The sequence below is a fragment of the Roseofilum acuticapitatum BLCC-M154 genome (assembly GCF_030068475.1).
In the GTDB taxonomy this organism is placed as follows: Bacteria; Cyanobacteriota; Cyanobacteriia; order Cyanobacteriales; family Desertifilaceae; genus Roseofilum; species Roseofilum acuticapitatum.
Map to the genome: position 1 here is coordinate 109,684 of NZ_JAQOSP010000041.1, position 14,288 is coordinate 123,971.

Sequence of the window (14,288 nt, forward strand, 5' to 3'; positions counted from 1 at the left end):
TTGAAATAAAGGGTTTAAAGTAGAACATTAGATCTAGAAGTATTGACTTCAAACTATGGGGGACTAATGAATTACAAACGACGCTGGTATCATCTATCCTTACAAACTGTTTTTATTATTCCTTTTCTCGTGGAGATCTTAGTAATTGTTGGATTAATCGGCTATTTTTCTTATTATAATAGCCAAAAATCAGTTCAAAAAATTGCCTATCAATTGCTAAATGAAAAAAGCGATCGTATCCAAGAAAAAGTTCATCATTTTTTAGACGTTCCTGAAACGATCCTGCAAAACCATCAAGCTCTGGTTAATAATAGTTTTCTGAACCTGCAAGATTTGGATGCATGGGTTCCTTATTTTTGGACTCAATCTCAATATTATCAATCTTATTTTATTAGTTCTATGCAGGTGGCTAATTTGCAAGGGGAATATCGAGCTTCAGGAACCAGTCACGATAGTCAAGGCAGAATCCGACAAGGTATTGCAGTTTCCACAAAAGAAAATAACTTTAGGATGGATGTTTATTATCATTTAGAAGATTTTTTATTGGATAATTCTCCCAATGAATTTAGAGGATATTTTTCAGCTAAAGATCGCCCTTGGTTTAAAGATGCTATGGACGAAAAAAAGATGGTATGGACAGATATTTATTTTCGATTTATTGACAACCAGACATTGGCTATTAGTTTGTCCGCTCCAATCTTTAGCCTTGATGGTAATGAAATTGAAGGTGTAAGTGCGATTTTGTTAGACTTAAATTATATTAATAAATTCCTGAAATCTCTTAAAATTGGTAAAACAGGTCAAGCTTTTATTGTTGACCAATCAGGGCAATTAGTTGCTACCTCTTTACATGAAGACTTGGTAATCCAAGAAAACGGGGAATTGTCCAGGGTGACGGCAGTTCAAAGCCAAAATATTATCACCAAAACGATTGCTAAACAGCTTGAATCAAAAATAATAAATTCAGCCAATCATCAAGAATTAAATATCTATCCTATAACAATCAATCAAGAAAAATATTTTGTCAACAAATTGTTTTTTTCTTATGAAAACGATCTCAATTGGTGGGTTATAATCGTGATTCCAGAATCTGATTTCATGGACGAAATCAATCAAAATACTCAAAACACGATTAAGCTTTGTCTTTTAGCTTTAGTTGGAGCCATTGCCATTGGTACACTTACTGCTCGTTGGGTGACCCAACCCTTAGTTAATTTGAATAACTATACTCAAAGAATTGCCCAAGGGGATTGGTCAACTCACTTGACTATAGATCGCAAAGATGAAATTGGAGAATTATCCCAATCTTTTAACACTATGGTTAAAAAAGTCAAAACATACTTGACTCAAGTTAAAGAAAATGAACAACGTCTTCAACAATTCTTAGAATCCATTCCTTTAGGAATTGCCATTCATAATCTAGATGGGACAATTTATTATATGAATCAAAAAGGTCGTCAACTTTTAGGGATTGTTTCCGATGAACAAACCCAGTATAGTTTTTCCCAAATGAATCAATACTACCAAATCTATCAAGACCATAATGATAGACTCTATCCCATGGAAGAATTGCCCATTTCTAAAGCTCTTTTAGGACATAAAGTCTATCTTGACGACTTGGTTATTAAACAGTTTGATAAACCTTTATATTATGAAGTTTGGGCGACTCCTATTTACGATCGACATGGAGAAATTATTTATGCGATTGCCATCTTTCAAGATATTACCCAGCGCAAGCAAACTGATTCTATTCTACGTGACTACAATCAACATTTGGAAACAGAAGTTAAACAGAGAACTGAACAACTTTATCAAGCCAAAGAAGTCGCCGAAGTTGCTAACAAAACGAAAAGCTTGTTTTTGGCTAATATGAGTCATGAACTCCGCTCTCCCCTGAATGCTATTTTAGGTTTTTCTAACCTCATGCTACGTTCAGAACATCTCAGCGCTGAACAAGAAGAAAATCTCCAGATTATTCATCAAAGTGGGGAATATCTCCTCAGCCTGATTAATAATGTTCTGGATTTATCCAAAGTGGAAGCTGGAAAAGTAAGTTTGAATGTGAAAAACTTTAATTTATATAACCTACTAAAAGAGGTTGAACAAAGTTTTCAAAATAAAGTCACTAATCAACTCTTGCAATTTAGGATGAGTTACACGCCCAGGGTATCTGAATATATTTGTACTGACAAAATTAAATTACGTCAAATTTTAACCAACCTCTTAAGTAACGCTTTTAAGTTTACTGAAACTGGATCTATACAGGTCACTATCGATCAACAAAATTATGCCGAAGTCGCTCGACTAGAGTTTACCGTATCGGATACTGGACAAGGAATTGCACCTGAAGAATTGCCCCAATTATTCCAACCTTTTCATCAAACCCAATCGGGAAAAAAGGCTAAAGAAGGTACAGGTCTAGGCTTATCTATTAGTAAAAAATTTATTGACTTGATGGCAGGAGAGATTAGAGTGGAGAGTGAAGTTGGAAAGGGAACAACCTTTTTCTTTACCATTGAAGTGACACCCATTGCTGCCGATCAAATAACTGATTTAAAAGCTCCTCCTAGAGTTGTCGGATTGCAAGCAGGTCAACCCAATTATCGAATTTTAGTGGTTGACGATTGCCCCACAAATTGTAAATTATTAATGAAGTTTTTGCAACCGGTCGGATTTTATGTAGAAACTGCTCATAATGGGGAACGGGCTATCGAAATTTGGCAGCAATGGCAACCGGATTTAATTTGGATGGATATGAGAATGCCGGTGATGAATGGCTATGAAGCGGTTAAGCGAATTAGGGAGCAAGAGGGAGAGCAAAAAACGATTATTATTGCCCTGACTGCAAGTATTGTGGAAGAGGAAAAAGTTTTAAGTTTATCTGCTGGATGTAATGATGTGGTATCTAAGCCTTTTGAGGAAGATCTAATTTTCCAAACGATCGCTAAACATTTAGATGTACGCTATATTTATAAACAAGAAAATCAGGATCGGCGATCGCCCACTACTCCCCACCCACTCACCCCAGAAGATTTACGCCATCTCTCCCCCCAATGGCGACAAGATATGGGCCAAGCAGCCATCGAACTCGATGACCAGAAGGTGTTACGCTTGATTAAGGATATTCAAGCAACCGATCCAGAAATTGCCCATACCCTCACCCAGTTTATCAATGACTTTCGTTTCGATCGCATCAGTCAGTTGGTGTGTCTGTCTTCCAAAAGCGCTTAATCATTGATTCTTTGGTTAGCCGGAGGAGCAAGCACCGTTAACCCCTTGGGAATGCATTCAACTTCAATGGGAGTTGTGCCAATAATTTCCCCATCTAAGACTACTTTCTGAGGGGGATGGGTTGCCACTTTGACTTTGCGAGTCCTTACTCCAAGGGTGTCGTCCCGTTGAATGGGGGTTTTAGTCAGTCCAGAACCAAATAAATCAATCATGGCATTCACGGTGGCTAGTTTAGTCTCTGCCGTAATAATTACGACTTCTAATAAACCATCATCAGGGATCACTTGCCCCATCCCCTGGGCCATCACTGAGGTCGGAGGTGCAGCATTGGCAATGGTAATCGCTCCCGCTTGGAAGGTTTTTAAAACTCCATCGATTTCCATTTCTACCTCGAAGAGTTCTTGCTCTCGCACTTGTTTCCATCCCGCCATAATATAGGCTAGGGGGCCCCAACGATTTTTAGCCTCGCGATCGGCTTTTTCAATGGCTCCCGCTTCATAACCGACACCAGCTAAGAGAATCATCGTTTTGCCATTACATAACCCCACATCCACCACACGAGTCATCCCGGTGACAATGACATCGCAGGCACTGCGAATGGGGGTTAAGCTGGAAATGATGCCTAAAGCATTAGCAAAGGCGTTGGCGGTTCCTCTGGGAATGACACCTAGGGGAATATCAGTGTTAATTAAGGCTCCAGCGACCGCCGATACGGTTCCGTCACCTCCGGAGGCGATGATCAGATCGGTTTCTTGGGCGATCGCTACTTTCGCCAGTTCTTCTGGTGCATCATCTGGGGTCGTCATTGATACAGTAAGCTGAAAATAGGGTTCCAACAGTTGTCGAATCAATAACAAGTCTTGTTGGGAATTCCCTTGACCCGAAACCGGATTAAAGATTAAATGCGCTCTACGGGTACGTCGCAGACTGGTAATAACAGCTTCTGCGGTAGATAAGTTCGTGGCAAGAGCCACATTATGCACTTCACAAATCCGTAGCAGAGCATTAATATCCGGTTCATGGGGTTGAGCGTAGAGAGGATCGATCAGAAAAATAACTGCCCTAACTTTTCCGGTAGCGACTGCTGCGGCGATTTGAGCATCCCCCCCCATGGGGCCCGATAACATTCGTTCTACGGTTAATCCGGTGGCAGAGGCGATGCGCTCTCCCGTGGTTCCGGTGGCGATCAGAGGATAGCAAGAGAGTAATTTGGCATGTTTTTGGGCAAAGTTAACGATATCGTCTTTTTTGCTGTCGTGGGCAATCAGGGCAATTTTTTGAGACATGGCAATGGGTGAGCTTAAGAGCTAATCTTGTGGGGGTTTTAATTCATAGTATATAAAAAGAATCGACAGCAAGATGGAGTTAAAATTGGGCGCGAACAGTAAAGGTGTAATCACCGCCCGGTTCGAGTTGATAATCTCGCTGTTCTAAAAATCGACCCAGGGGTTCTTGAATCAGGGCGCGTCCTAGGGAGGGTTTGACGAGCAGTTGTCCATGGCGAAAGAGCCATTGAAATTCCCATTGATATTCGTCGGCTAAGACTTCTCCTTCAAGTTTTCCTTGTTGCCAAGAGTGGCGCAATACGCGGACGTAAACGGTGGTTTCGGGTAGGCGCTTCACGATCGCTGTTCCAATGCTGCAAAGAGTCGGTTATTGTACAGATTCATGGCTTTTTCTACTCCTTGTTTAAGGCTGATTTCTATGGCATCGGCTGCTCCTGGAATTACATCATTGATGATTTGGGCTTCCGATGGGGAAAATTTGCCTAAAACGTGGGATACGGTGTCTTTGCTGTTGGTGTCTGGAGATTGGGATGAGCCGATACCGACTCGCAGACGCGGGAAGTCTTGGGTTCCTAAGTGGGCGATCGCACTTTTCATGCCATTATGACCTCCCGCCGAACCGGATAAGCGCAGGCGTATCCGTCCCACGGGTAGATCCATATCATCGTAAACAATGAGGACGGAATTCTGTGGCAGTTTATACCAATCGAGAACGGCGCGAATGGATTGTCCGGAGCGGTTCATATAAGTGGAAGGCTTGAGCAGGCGAAGTTTCTGCCCGTTAGTCCAAGGCGCTTCGGCAAACCATCCTTGAAATTTTTTGTTGGCACTCCCGGAGGCATTCCAGCGCCGGGCGAGTTCATCGACAATATCAAAGCCGATGTTATGGCGTGTGCCGTCGTATTGAGTGCCAGGGTTGCCTAAACCGACAATGAGTTGGGGAATGACCGGAGTAGGTTGCTCTTTGGGTTTAGGCGATCGCTCGCTATTCATAGCTCTGGGTTAGCTGGTAGGTGTCGAATTATTACTTTGAGTGAGTGTTTCCTGGGGTTGGGTTTCGGGGGACTGACTGGCCTCAACGCTCGGTTGAATGGTGGGTTGCTCTTTTACCGAGGCTTCGAGTTGAGAGGCTTCCCGCTTAAATTCCTGTTCAAATTCTTTCGAGGCTTGCTGGAAACTACGGATAGTTTTGGCGATCGCCTTACCCATCTCCGGTAATTTCTTTGGCCCAAAGATCAACAGAGCCACAATCATAATCACAGCCATCTCCGGTAAACCAATGCCAAAAATATTCATGCTCTTCTCCTAAATTAACCGTATCAGATCCCCTTCAATCCCCCTTAGAAAGGGGACTTTCTCGATCCCCCCCTTTCTAAGGGGGGCTAGGGGGGATCGCCTATAGGCTTCTACTTAAAAAAACCCGGTTTATAGACTAAACCGAGTTTTTAGGCATCACTAAACGTTCTGAGTGAACGTTGGTAACTGTAATATGATTGCCGTATCCTACCGACCGAGAGTCGTCCAGTCTACATCTAATCCTTCCAGCAGAAGGGAGGAGTTGTAGATTTGGAGAATAATCAGCAGGAAGACTAAGAACAGTAGCATAAACACTCCCATTAAGGGGGTGGTTCCCCAGCCGGGGGCTACCTTACCATATTCGGAGTTGAGGGGTCTGAGGATTTCTCCTAAACGGGTACGTTGTGCCATGGGTCTCCTATATTCCGTTTCAATTTTCTGATTTTACACTGGTCTGGGTCTGGCAGAACTGCGAATCCTGACGGAATCGGGATGACCAGATCGCCACCAAATGTAAATTTTTGTAATACTATATTTAAGGATAGTATATCTTAGTTCAGAAACCTATGGAAACTGCAACGGTTCTTAATATTGGTATTGTGGTCATTGTACTGGCTTTAACTGGTGTTTCGTTATATACCTCTTTTGGGCCGCCCTCAGAAGCCCTAGACGATCCCTTTGAAGATCATGAAGATTAGCAAGATATAACCTTTAGCACTGGTGTATCATGTAGGGGCTTTCTATCGATCTTCATGACCTTTAGTTCATTGATCTCCTTTAATTGTGCTTGGAAGTCTTCCAATTGAGAAGTAATATCAAGTCCGGTGAATGGGAAAAGAGAAGCGGGCAAGATGCCCGCACTCCTCGAATCCCCTCATCTTACTGGAGTGGGAGCGTCTCGCTCCCTAGAATTTTAATTATGGCGTTTAACCAAACTTCACATAATCGCTCACCCAAGTGATGACTTCTTCCCCTAAACGCACATCATTTAAGCGGTCAATTTCTCGAATACCGGTGGGACTGGTGACATTAATTTCAGTCAGATAGCCACCTATGACATCTAAGCCGACAAAATAGAGACCATTGTGGCGTAAAACAGGGGCTAAATGGGCACAGATTTCTTGTTCTCGCTCAGTAATTTCTGTCTTTTCCACTTCTCCACCGACAGCCATATTATTGCGGAATTCTTCGGTTCTAGAAACTCGATTCACTGCGCCAATAGGTTCTCCGTTGAGGACAATAATCCGTTTATCTCCCTCCTTAGCTGCGGGTAAAAACTGCTGCACCATCACCGGTAATTTTCCGTTTTGGGTACTGAGTTCAATTAAGGAATTAAAATTGCGATCGCCCGCTTCCAAGATCAGAATCCCTTCTCCTGCCTTGCCTCCCAAGGGTTTCATAATGGCTTTTCCTTGAGTTTGGACGAACTCACGAATCACCGTTTTATCTGCCGTTACCCTGGTTTCAGGGATGAATTGGGGAAACTGAAGGGCGTACATTTTCTCATTGGCATTGCGTAATCCTTTCGGATTATTCAACACCAGGGTTTTTTGAGGATCAATATAATCCAAAATATAGGTGGCATATAAATAGGAAGTCGTCACGGGGGGATCGGTACGCATAAACACTGCACCCATCTCTTCTAAGGGACGAAACTCCGGGTTTCCGACTTCAAACCAAGGATTTTCAGCTACCCAATGGTCTGCTTTTAACTCGACTGGGGTTAAGCGAACGGGGGATAATTTAGCCCAAGCCTTGCCGGATCGTACTTCTAATTCTTGCGCTTGAGCGATCCAAACTTGATGACCTAACTTTTGCCCTGCTTCCATCATGGCTACGCTGGTATCATGGCAGGGATCGAGACGGTGAATGGGGTCGATGATAAAGGTTATATCCATGGGGGAATGGGGGAATGGGGGAATGGGGAATGGGGAATAGGGAATAGGGAATGGGGAATGGGGAATGGGGTTAGGTGGAGGGTTCGGAGGCTTGGGAAGAGGTTTGGCCGATTTTGGGTTCGGTTCCGGCTAGAAGGCGTTCGATATTGCTGCGGTGTCGCACAATGACGTATAAGCCGCCGATAATGCCGAAGATTTCGTAGGCTAGGGGTTGATGGAAAGCTGCCATCAGTGCGGAAACGGCGATCGCCGCACTCATAGAACCCAGTGATACAATGCGGGTAATGCCGATGACACTACCAAACACGGCAAACGTGAGTAAACCCACCGGCCAATATAGGGCCAACAATACCCCTAAACTGGTGGCGGCTGATTTTCCACCTTTAGTGAGGGATTTTCCTTCCGGTTGATTCCAGATTAACCAAATCGATAAGCTATGACCCAATAGGGCTAAAAATCCTGCCAACACCACCATCCAATCTTGCCATTGCTCACTGAGCGAAGTCGAAGTGAGCCAATGCCATTGATAGGCAAAGCGCACCAGAAAAACAGCCGCCGCGCCTTTAAAGATATCGACTAAAAGTACCGTTAATGCTGCACCTTTACCCACTGTCCGCAACACATTGGTTGCCCCAGTTGAACCGGAACCAGACTCCCGAATATCAATCCCTTTAAGAGCTTTGGTTAACCAATATCCAGTCGGGATAGAACCCAATAAATAAGCCCCTATCAACAGACTAATGGCGATCGCCCCTTCCATACTTTTACCTCTTTATCGATCTACTTTATCCAACGTTTCGATCCCCCTAAATCCCCCTTCAAAAGGGGGACTTTGCTTGCGTTGCCCCCCTTTTTTAAGGGGGGTTGGGGGGATCTCTACCAACTATCAATCATCGGTGGTGCTTCTGGATTCGGTGCAAATGCCAACCAGAGGGGAAACTGCAACATTGACACACTCACCTTATCCTCAGACTCATCAATAATAATCAGAGGCAGTTGCTTCTGTTGCGTAATCCGCTCGGCTTTTAAGGCTAAGGGTTCAGGAGCTTCAAACATGGTAATCCCTCGGTCTGAACTAAAATCCATGCGCGAAATACCCAAACAATCCTGCAAACCCCGTCGCCATTCGCCCAAACGCTCTGGAGTATTGACTAAAATCAAGGGTCGCAGGCGATCGCCATATAAACTATAGACCACGGAAATCACCGCCGAAGCCACCAAAATATTTTGGAGACGAGACCCCATGGTACGCACCGCACCCCGTCCTCCTTGGGTAAAAAACCACTGGGATACCCGTTCCGCATGGATGGGTTCAAACGTGCGCCGCAACTGCCAAGCGGGGCCATAATAATCTGGACGGGTGCGATACTGATCCAACAGATTGCGAATTTGCCGCACTTGATCGGCAAACTTGGGTTTAGTAAATTGGGGATTGTCTAATTCTGGGGGGCGCTCCGGTTCTCGACGGGAACGGATCATCGGCACTTCCACGGGGGCTACGGGTTCGCGAACATCTGGCCCCAATTCTATATTTTCCGCCGCACTGGCCAAATCTTGCAAGCTCCCGACCAAATAATCCTTAAATCCCTGAATGCGGATGGCGAGATCCTGGGAAACTCCAGCAAAGCTCGTCCGCATTTCTGCACGGATGTTCTCGGCTCGCCTTTCCAGTTTTTCGATGGTCACTTCTAGCTTATGTTTGCGATGTTCTAGCTCGCTTAAGCCAGCTTGCACCAATTGCCCCATGGCGGATTGCTGGGTTTCCAGTTGCTCTTGCAGGCGATCGGCTTCCTGTCGCAATTGCTGCACCTGGTTTTGCAGGGCTTGCTCCGTAAACCTTAACTCATCAATTCGCGCTTGCCATTCATCCAGTTCTTCATCCTTGGGGGGTTCTGAGTCTTGATCCTCCAATCCGTCCCCTTGCTCTTGTCCCCCATCTGTGGCTGCCATTTCTTCGCGGGGTTCGGGATGATCGGGGGTTTTGGTATCAAGCTGAAGGGGGAGTAAGCTATCTCCCGTTTCCGTATTTTGATCGTCTAGGTTTTCATATTCTTCACTTTTCTGTTCAACATCCCCCGTCTCCTGAGAGGTTAAGGGTTCAGAAACTTCAGAAGCGTCAGAGGGAGTTGGAGGAGTTGCAGGGGTTTCGGGATTGGAGTCCCAAGGATTCAATGGATCGGTATTCATCAGTTATTCATCGGTTCTACAGGATTAACGAGAACGGGGGCAGCGTTCTTCCAGACAGCTCTTGAGGGTTGAGTAGTCAAAGATAATGGGGACAAAATGGATACTCTTAATTTCTTTGAAATAGAACAGGATGGGCAGTTTGTCCCAAAAAATTTCCCAATTTTGCCATTCCCGATAGGGAAATTGGCGAATCTGTTTGCCCGAACGGTAAACTTCAAGAGCTGTTGGGGTAAAGGTTAGGCGGATGGTTGTGGTTTGTAGGGTTAAGAATAACCCAAAGAGGGCGATCGCCAGACTCAAGCCAATTTGAACTGCTCCGAGAGGAATCGCGAGCAACACTAGCACTAAGGGTATCCGGTAACTCGGTTTGAGGGTAACCGTTTCTAGGGTAGGGTTTGAGGTTGAAGATGAAAAGGGAGTTGAGGTCATCGATGAAGTTCTAAATCGCCTACGGTTGACTATTTTATCGTGCCGTGGCTGGTAATGCCGGATCTGCCTTTGATCCCATCTTCCGCGTTACCAAATTTTAGCCATCTTTAACGCAAACCCTGGCATCTCTGGTTCACAATTGACTGACTCTGGACGATCTAGAATTTGAGGTTCTCGATCGCCGCGATAGATATGCACTTGGTTATTCTGGCGATCGATGAGCAAGCCTAAGCGTACTCCATTGCTGATATATTCTGCCATCTTGGTCTGGAGACTGGTCAGGGTATCGCTGCTAGAGCGGAGTTCGACGACAAAATCAGGCGCGATGGGGGCAAAAGAAGCCTGTTGTTCTGGTGAGAGAGCATTCCAGCGATCGCCTAATATCCAAGCTGCATCCGGCGATCGCACGGCTCCATTGGGTAATGTAAACCCAGAACTTGAATCAAATGCTTCTCCAGTGCCATCGGTTTCAGACCAGATAAAAAGCTGGCCAAAAACTCGACCCTTGCGGTTTCCCGTGTCAGCAAATGCTGGAGGCATAATGATAATTTCTCCATCGGCATTGCGTTCAATTTGCAAATTGACATTGGTGCGACAAAATTCATAGAACTGGCGATCGCTCATCGTTGATAAGGGAATGAGCGCAGAGAGATCGATGGGCCATAAGATCTGTTCAGATTTTATCAATAGGCTAGTCATCGGTTCCTTGGCTCCTCAACCCCTTAAAACTGGCGTAAAAACCTCAGATCGCTGCTATAAAATCGGCGAATATCATCAATCTGATGCAGCACCATGGCAAAGCGTTCAATCCCAAAACCGGCTGCAAACCCAGTATAGATTTCTGGATCGTAGCCTACCGCTTTTAATACATTGGGGTCTACCATGCCACAGCCTAAGACCTCCAACCATTTGCCATTCCATTGCACATCCACTTCTGCGGAGGGTTCCGTAAAGGGGAAATAACTGGCTCGAAAGCGGATATCCACCTCGCCAAACATTTGGGTGAGGAATTCTTTGACTGTGCCTTTTAAGTCTGTAAACGTGAGACCTTCATCTACCGCCAGTAACTCCATTTGGTGGAAAACCGCCGCATGGGTAGCATCGACCGTATCGCGACGATAGCAGCGTCCCGGAGCCACAATCCGGATCGGGGGGTCGTTCTTCTCCATGTAGCGAATTTGCACTGAGGAGGTATGAGTACGCAGGAGATTCCCATCGGGGAGATAGAAGGTATCTTGCATATCTCTAGCCGGATGGTCAGGGGGAGTGTTGAGGGCTTCAAAATTATAGTAGTCGGTTTCCATTTCTGGCCCGGCTGCTACAGTGTAGCCAAGTCCCACAAAGATATCTATGGCGCGGTCAAAGGTACTATTTAAAGGATGAATGCGCCCTTGGGGACGATAGACCCCAGGCATGGTCACATCAAGGGTTTCCGCTTCGAGCTTGGCTTGAATTTGGGCTTGTTGTAGGGTACTCTTTTTGTCATCTAGGGCAGTAGAGAGAGCTGTTTTCACCTCATTGGCAACTGCACCGATGCGGGGGCGATCGCCGGGATCTAACTTGCCCATCCCTCCCAATACTTTCGGTAACTGACCTTTTTTGCCCAGATAAGTCACACGGAGTTCCTCAAGCTTCTGGAGATCCTCGCAAGAGGCGATCGCCTCCACTGCGGCTTGTTTAAGATCAGCTAATTGTTTTTCAAGGTCAGTCAACATATCCATTTTCGGCGCTGGCAGGTCTGGAAAGAGCATAATGCCTTACCTGATGTTACCATTATTCCCGTTCTCCACTGCCAGATTCTTATGACGATTGTCCTTTCTTCCCAAGAGATCGCCCATTATCGCACAGAGTTAGCCGCCGACGCAGAAGCCTTAGAAGCCTTAGACCAAATTGAAGACTGTGAAGGAGATCTCGAAGATGCCGCTCTTTCCCTCGGTATTCAAGCCGGACAACAACCCGATCGCACAGACTGGTTATCTGGAGTCGCTAAACGCTGTCGGGTCATTTTATGCCAAGACCCCTGTCAGAGCTATTTTCAGCAAGGGCAACTCGCAGATGTAGTGACTACCCTCAAAGCCGCCCAAGTTTGTCCCTCCCTGCTCGTCACTCCCGTAGTTTTATATGTCTTAAAATCCGGTATTGAGTCCTTTTGTGACCCCTTGAATTATAAACAAACTTAAAGATTTTTTTGGGTTATTCTGAATCAATCTGGTTTACAATTGGAGTAACTATTAGACTCTAGTTTTTTTACCTACTTCTTTCGGCTACGTCTCCTAATAAAATCAAAAAATCCGTATTTTTATGGGTTGTAATTGATTCTTTTTTTCAGTAAATTAGAGTCCACTACATAGCAAAGAAAAGATAAATAACATCATGAGCTTGTATTGGCAAGACTCAAGGGGCTAAACTCTACCCGATTGGACTAGGAACTGCTGTTATAGAGCTACAGACCATATCCCATAGGAGGTTCCGCCGTGAAGTTAAGTAAAAAGTTATATCTAGGATTTGGGATTCCCTTAATTACCTTATGTATTGTAGGATTTTATGCCATATATTCTTTTAATCGGATTAATTATCGCATTGGAACCATTTATGACGATCGCGTGATTCCCTTGTCTCAACTCAAACGAGTTTCCGACGAATATGCCATCCGTATTATCGATGCAGTCAATAAAGCCAATGCCAACCAAATTTCTTTGTCCCAAGCTTTAGTCTCTGTACAACAAGCACAGGTGGAAATTCAAAGGAATTGGCAAGCCTATACCCAAACGGTTTTAACCAATAGGGAACAAGTTCTAGCGCAGGAAATTGAAAATTTATTTGCTCAAGCTCAACCCGACATTCAAAATTTAGAAGAAGTTTTAAGAAGGGGCGATCGCACCACATTAGATCGTCTTGACGGAGAACTTTATCTAGTTATCGATCCAATTACCCAACGCATCGATCGGTTAACTGAATTACAACTCCAAGTAGCGGGTGAAGAGAGACAAATTGCGGGCAAGATTTACCAAGAAACCCTCTGGGTTTTTATTCCCCTCTTGATTGGGGCAATTTTGGTCGGATCTCCCGTAGGATTTATCATTATTCGCCGAGCAGTTACGGCTGCATTACAAGAAGTGATTGAAGTGATTGCCCTATCCTCTACTAAAATTGACTCCATTGCCGCAGAACAAGAAAGAATTATCAGTCAACAGGCAGTTTCTGTGCATCAAACCACAGTATCAATCGATGAATTGAGTCAAACGGCTAAAAAATCTGCACAACAGGCACAATCAACAGTTAGCAATGCGACGAATGCTCTGCAACTGAGTGAAGCAGGCAACCAAACGGCAGAACATACCCTTGAAGACATCCATACTTTAAACCAACAAGTGAATCAGATGTCCAGCAAAATTGCAGAACTCAAGCAACATGCCCAAGAAATTGCCAGTATTTCCGAATTAGTGAGTAATTTAGGCAACCAAACTAATATGTTAGCCTTGAATGCGGCAGTAGAAGCAGTTCGAGCCGGAGAGCATGGGAGTGGGTTTGGTGTAGTGGCAACGGAAATCCGAAAACTCGCCGATCAAAGTCGGGATTCGGCTGTAAAAATTAATGATCTGGTCAATGAAATTCAACAGGCGATCGGCGATATGGTGATTATTGCCGATCGGGGTAAAGTTACGGTTGCAAATAGTAGTAAAACCCTAAAAAGTACAGCCGATTCTTTTTTAGGAGTGACCCAATCTATCCAGGAAGTCTTTATTAATAATCAAGAAACCTTCTTAAGTGCCCAACAACAGCAACAGGCGATCGCCCAAATCCTACAAGCGATTAATGAACTCAATAAAGCGGCTAAAATTAGCGCTGATGGTATCAGTCAGCTCAAATCTGGCACGGAGCAACTCAAAATTGCTGCCGAACACTTAAGACTTATGGTTTAATTCAATTCATTGAAAAATTTATGCACAATACAATAAAA

General features: G+C 44.6%; 15 protein-coding genes. 4 read left to right on the forward strand and 11 right to left on the reverse strand.

Annotated elements, in window-relative coordinates:
* Positions 1-66 precede the first annotated feature (66 nt).
* Entirely contained in the window at positions 67-3,231 is a 3,165-nt protein-coding gene (locus PMG71_RS06310) for an ATP-binding protein (protein ID WP_283752805.1), read from the forward strand.
* On the opposite strand, the gene mgsA is transcribed toward PMG71_RS06310, so the two are convergent.
* The 5 genes from mgsA to psbH form a co-directional block, all read right to left on the reverse strand.
* Positions 3,228-4,517: a methylglyoxal synthase gene (gene mgsA, locus PMG71_RS06315; RefSeq protein WP_283752806.1), complete on the reverse strand. Its 1,290-nt coding sequence runs from the start codon at positions 4,515-4,517 to the stop codon at positions 3,228-3,230. The genes PMG71_RS06310 and mgsA overlap by 4 nt on opposite strands.
* Positions 4,518-4,596: 79 nt before the next feature.
* Positions 4,597-4,857: a DUF3146 family protein gene (locus tag PMG71_RS06320; RefSeq protein ID WP_347179214.1), complete on the reverse strand. Its 261-nt coding sequence runs from the start codon at positions 4,855-4,857 to the stop codon at positions 4,597-4,599.
* On the reverse strand, positions 4,851-5,510 hold the full coding sequence (gene pth, locus PMG71_RS06325; protein ID WP_283752808.1) for an aminoacyl-tRNA hydrolase: 660 nt from the start codon (positions 5,508-5,510) through the stop codon (positions 4,851-4,853). Before pth ends, PMG71_RS06320 begins: the two co-directional genes overlap by 7 nt.
* Before the next feature lie 9 nt (positions 5,511-5,519).
* The gene (locus PMG71_RS06330; protein WP_283752809.1) at positions 5,520-5,813 is read right to left on the reverse strand and encodes a TatA/E family twin arginine-targeting protein translocase; all 294 of its coding nucleotides are present in this window, start codon (positions 5,811-5,813) and stop codon (positions 5,520-5,522) included.
* Between the two features lie 207 nt (positions 5,814-6,020).
* On the reverse strand, positions 6,021-6,224 hold the full coding sequence (gene psbH, locus PMG71_RS06335; RefSeq protein ID WP_271937362.1) for a photosystem II reaction center phosphoprotein PsbH: 204 nt from the start codon (positions 6,222-6,224) through the stop codon (positions 6,021-6,023).
* A 155-nt stretch (positions 6,225-6,379) separates the two neighbouring features.
* Between psbH and psbN the strand changes: the two genes are divergently transcribed.
* Positions 6,380-6,511, forward strand: coding sequence for a photosystem II reaction center protein PsbN (gene psbN / locus PMG71_RS06340; RefSeq protein ID WP_283752810.1), 132 nt, complete (start codon positions 6,380-6,382; stop codon positions 6,509-6,511).
* Positions 6,512-6,739: 228 nt separating this feature from the next.
* On the opposite strand, the gene gshB is transcribed toward psbN, so the two are convergent.
* From gshB to pheS, 6 genes are all read right to left on the reverse strand, one after another.
* Entirely contained in the window at positions 6,740-7,711 is a 972-nt protein-coding gene (gene gshB / locus PMG71_RS06345; RefSeq protein ID WP_283752811.1) for a glutathione synthase, read from the reverse strand.
* Between the two features lie 70 nt (positions 7,712-7,781).
* Positions 7,782-8,471 carry a glycerol-3-phosphate 1-O-acyltransferase PlsY gene (plsY, locus tag PMG71_RS06350; protein ID WP_283752812.1) on the reverse strand — a complete coding sequence of 230 codons (690 nt, stop codon included), beginning with the start codon at positions 8,469-8,471 and terminating at the stop codon, positions 7,782-7,784.
* Between the two features lie 116 nt (positions 8,472-8,587).
* Positions 8,588-9,898 (reverse strand): DUF3086 domain-containing protein, encoded by a 1,311-nt coding sequence (locus PMG71_RS06355; RefSeq protein ID WP_283752813.1) that lies wholly within the window; start codon positions 9,896-9,898, stop codon positions 8,588-8,590.
* Positions 9,899-9,922: 24 nt separating this feature from the next.
* Entirely contained in the window at positions 9,923-10,327 is a 405-nt protein-coding gene (locus PMG71_RS06360) for a DUF3119 family protein (protein ID WP_283752814.1), read from the reverse strand.
* A gap of 87 nt (positions 10,328-10,414) precedes the next feature.
* Positions 10,415-11,026, reverse strand: coding sequence for a Uma2 family endonuclease (locus PMG71_RS06365; RefSeq protein WP_283752815.1), 612 nt, complete (start codon positions 11,024-11,026; stop codon positions 10,415-10,417).
* Between the two features lie 23 nt (positions 11,027-11,049).
* Entirely contained in the window at positions 11,050-12,042 is a 993-nt protein-coding gene (pheS, locus tag PMG71_RS06370; protein ID WP_347179215.1) for a phenylalanine--tRNA ligase subunit alpha, read from the reverse strand.
* Between the two features lie 87 nt (positions 12,043-12,129).
* Between pheS and PMG71_RS06375 the strand changes: the two genes are divergently transcribed.
* Positions 12,130-12,507 carry a hypothetical protein gene (locus PMG71_RS06375; RefSeq protein ID WP_283752817.1) on the forward strand — a complete coding sequence of 126 codons (378 nt, stop codon included), beginning with the start codon at positions 12,130-12,132 and terminating at the stop codon, positions 12,505-12,507.
* A gap of 294 nt (positions 12,508-12,801) precedes the next feature.
* The gene (locus tag PMG71_RS06380; RefSeq protein ID WP_283752818.1) at positions 12,802-14,250 is read left to right on the forward strand and encodes a HAMP domain-containing methyl-accepting chemotaxis protein; all 1,449 of its coding nucleotides are present in this window, start codon (positions 12,802-12,804) and stop codon (positions 14,248-14,250) included.
* Positions 14,251-14,288: the final 38 nt, after the last annotated feature.

What these genes read in the sequence shown, in the direction of transcription:
- PMG71_RS06310 (WP_283752805.1), top strand. Translation starts at nt 67, where the DNA reads ATGAATTACAAACGACGCTGGTATCATCTATCCTTACAAACTGTTTTT.
- mgsA (WP_283752806.1), bottom strand. Translation starts at nt 4,517, where the DNA reads ATGTCTCAAAAAATTGCCCTGATTGCCCACGACAGCAAAAAAGACGAT.
- pth (WP_283752808.1), bottom strand. Translation starts at nt 5,510, where the DNA reads ATGAATAGCGAGCGATCGCCTAAACCCAAAGAGCAACCTACTCCGGTC.
- PMG71_RS06330 (WP_283752809.1), bottom strand. Translation starts at nt 5,813, where the DNA reads ATGAATATTTTTGGCATTGGTTTACCGGAGATGGCTGTGATTATGATT.
- psbH (WP_271937362.1), bottom strand. Translation starts at nt 6,224, where the DNA reads ATGGCACAACGTACCCGTTTAGGAGAAATCCTCAGACCCCTCAACTCC.
- psbN (WP_283752810.1), top strand. Translation starts at nt 6,380, where the DNA reads ATGGAAACTGCAACGGTTCTTAATATTGGTATTGTGGTCATTGTACTG.
- gshB (WP_283752811.1), bottom strand. Translation starts at nt 7,711, where the DNA reads ATGGATATAACCTTTATCATCGACCCCATTCACCGTCTCGATCCCTGC.
- plsY (WP_283752812.1), bottom strand. Translation starts at nt 8,471, where the DNA reads ATGGAAGGGGCGATCGCCATTAGTCTGTTGATAGGGGCTTATTTATTG.
- PMG71_RS06355 (WP_283752813.1), bottom strand. Translation starts at nt 9,898, where the DNA reads ATGAATACCGATCCATTGAATCCTTGGGACTCCAATCCCGAAACCCCT.
- PMG71_RS06360 (WP_283752814.1), bottom strand. Translation starts at nt 10,327, where the DNA reads ATGACCTCAACTCCCTTTTCATCTTCAACCTCAAACCCTACCCTAGAA.
- PMG71_RS06365 (WP_283752815.1), bottom strand. Translation starts at nt 11,026, where the DNA reads ATGACTAGCCTATTGATAAAATCTGAACAGATCTTATGGCCCATCGAT.
- pheS (WP_347179215.1), bottom strand. Translation starts at nt 12,042, where the DNA reads ATGTTGACTGACCTTGAAAAACAATTAGCTGATCTTAAACAAGCCGCA.
- PMG71_RS06375 (WP_283752817.1), top strand. Translation starts at nt 12,130, where the DNA reads ATGACGATTGTCCTTTCTTCCCAAGAGATCGCCCATTATCGCACAGAG.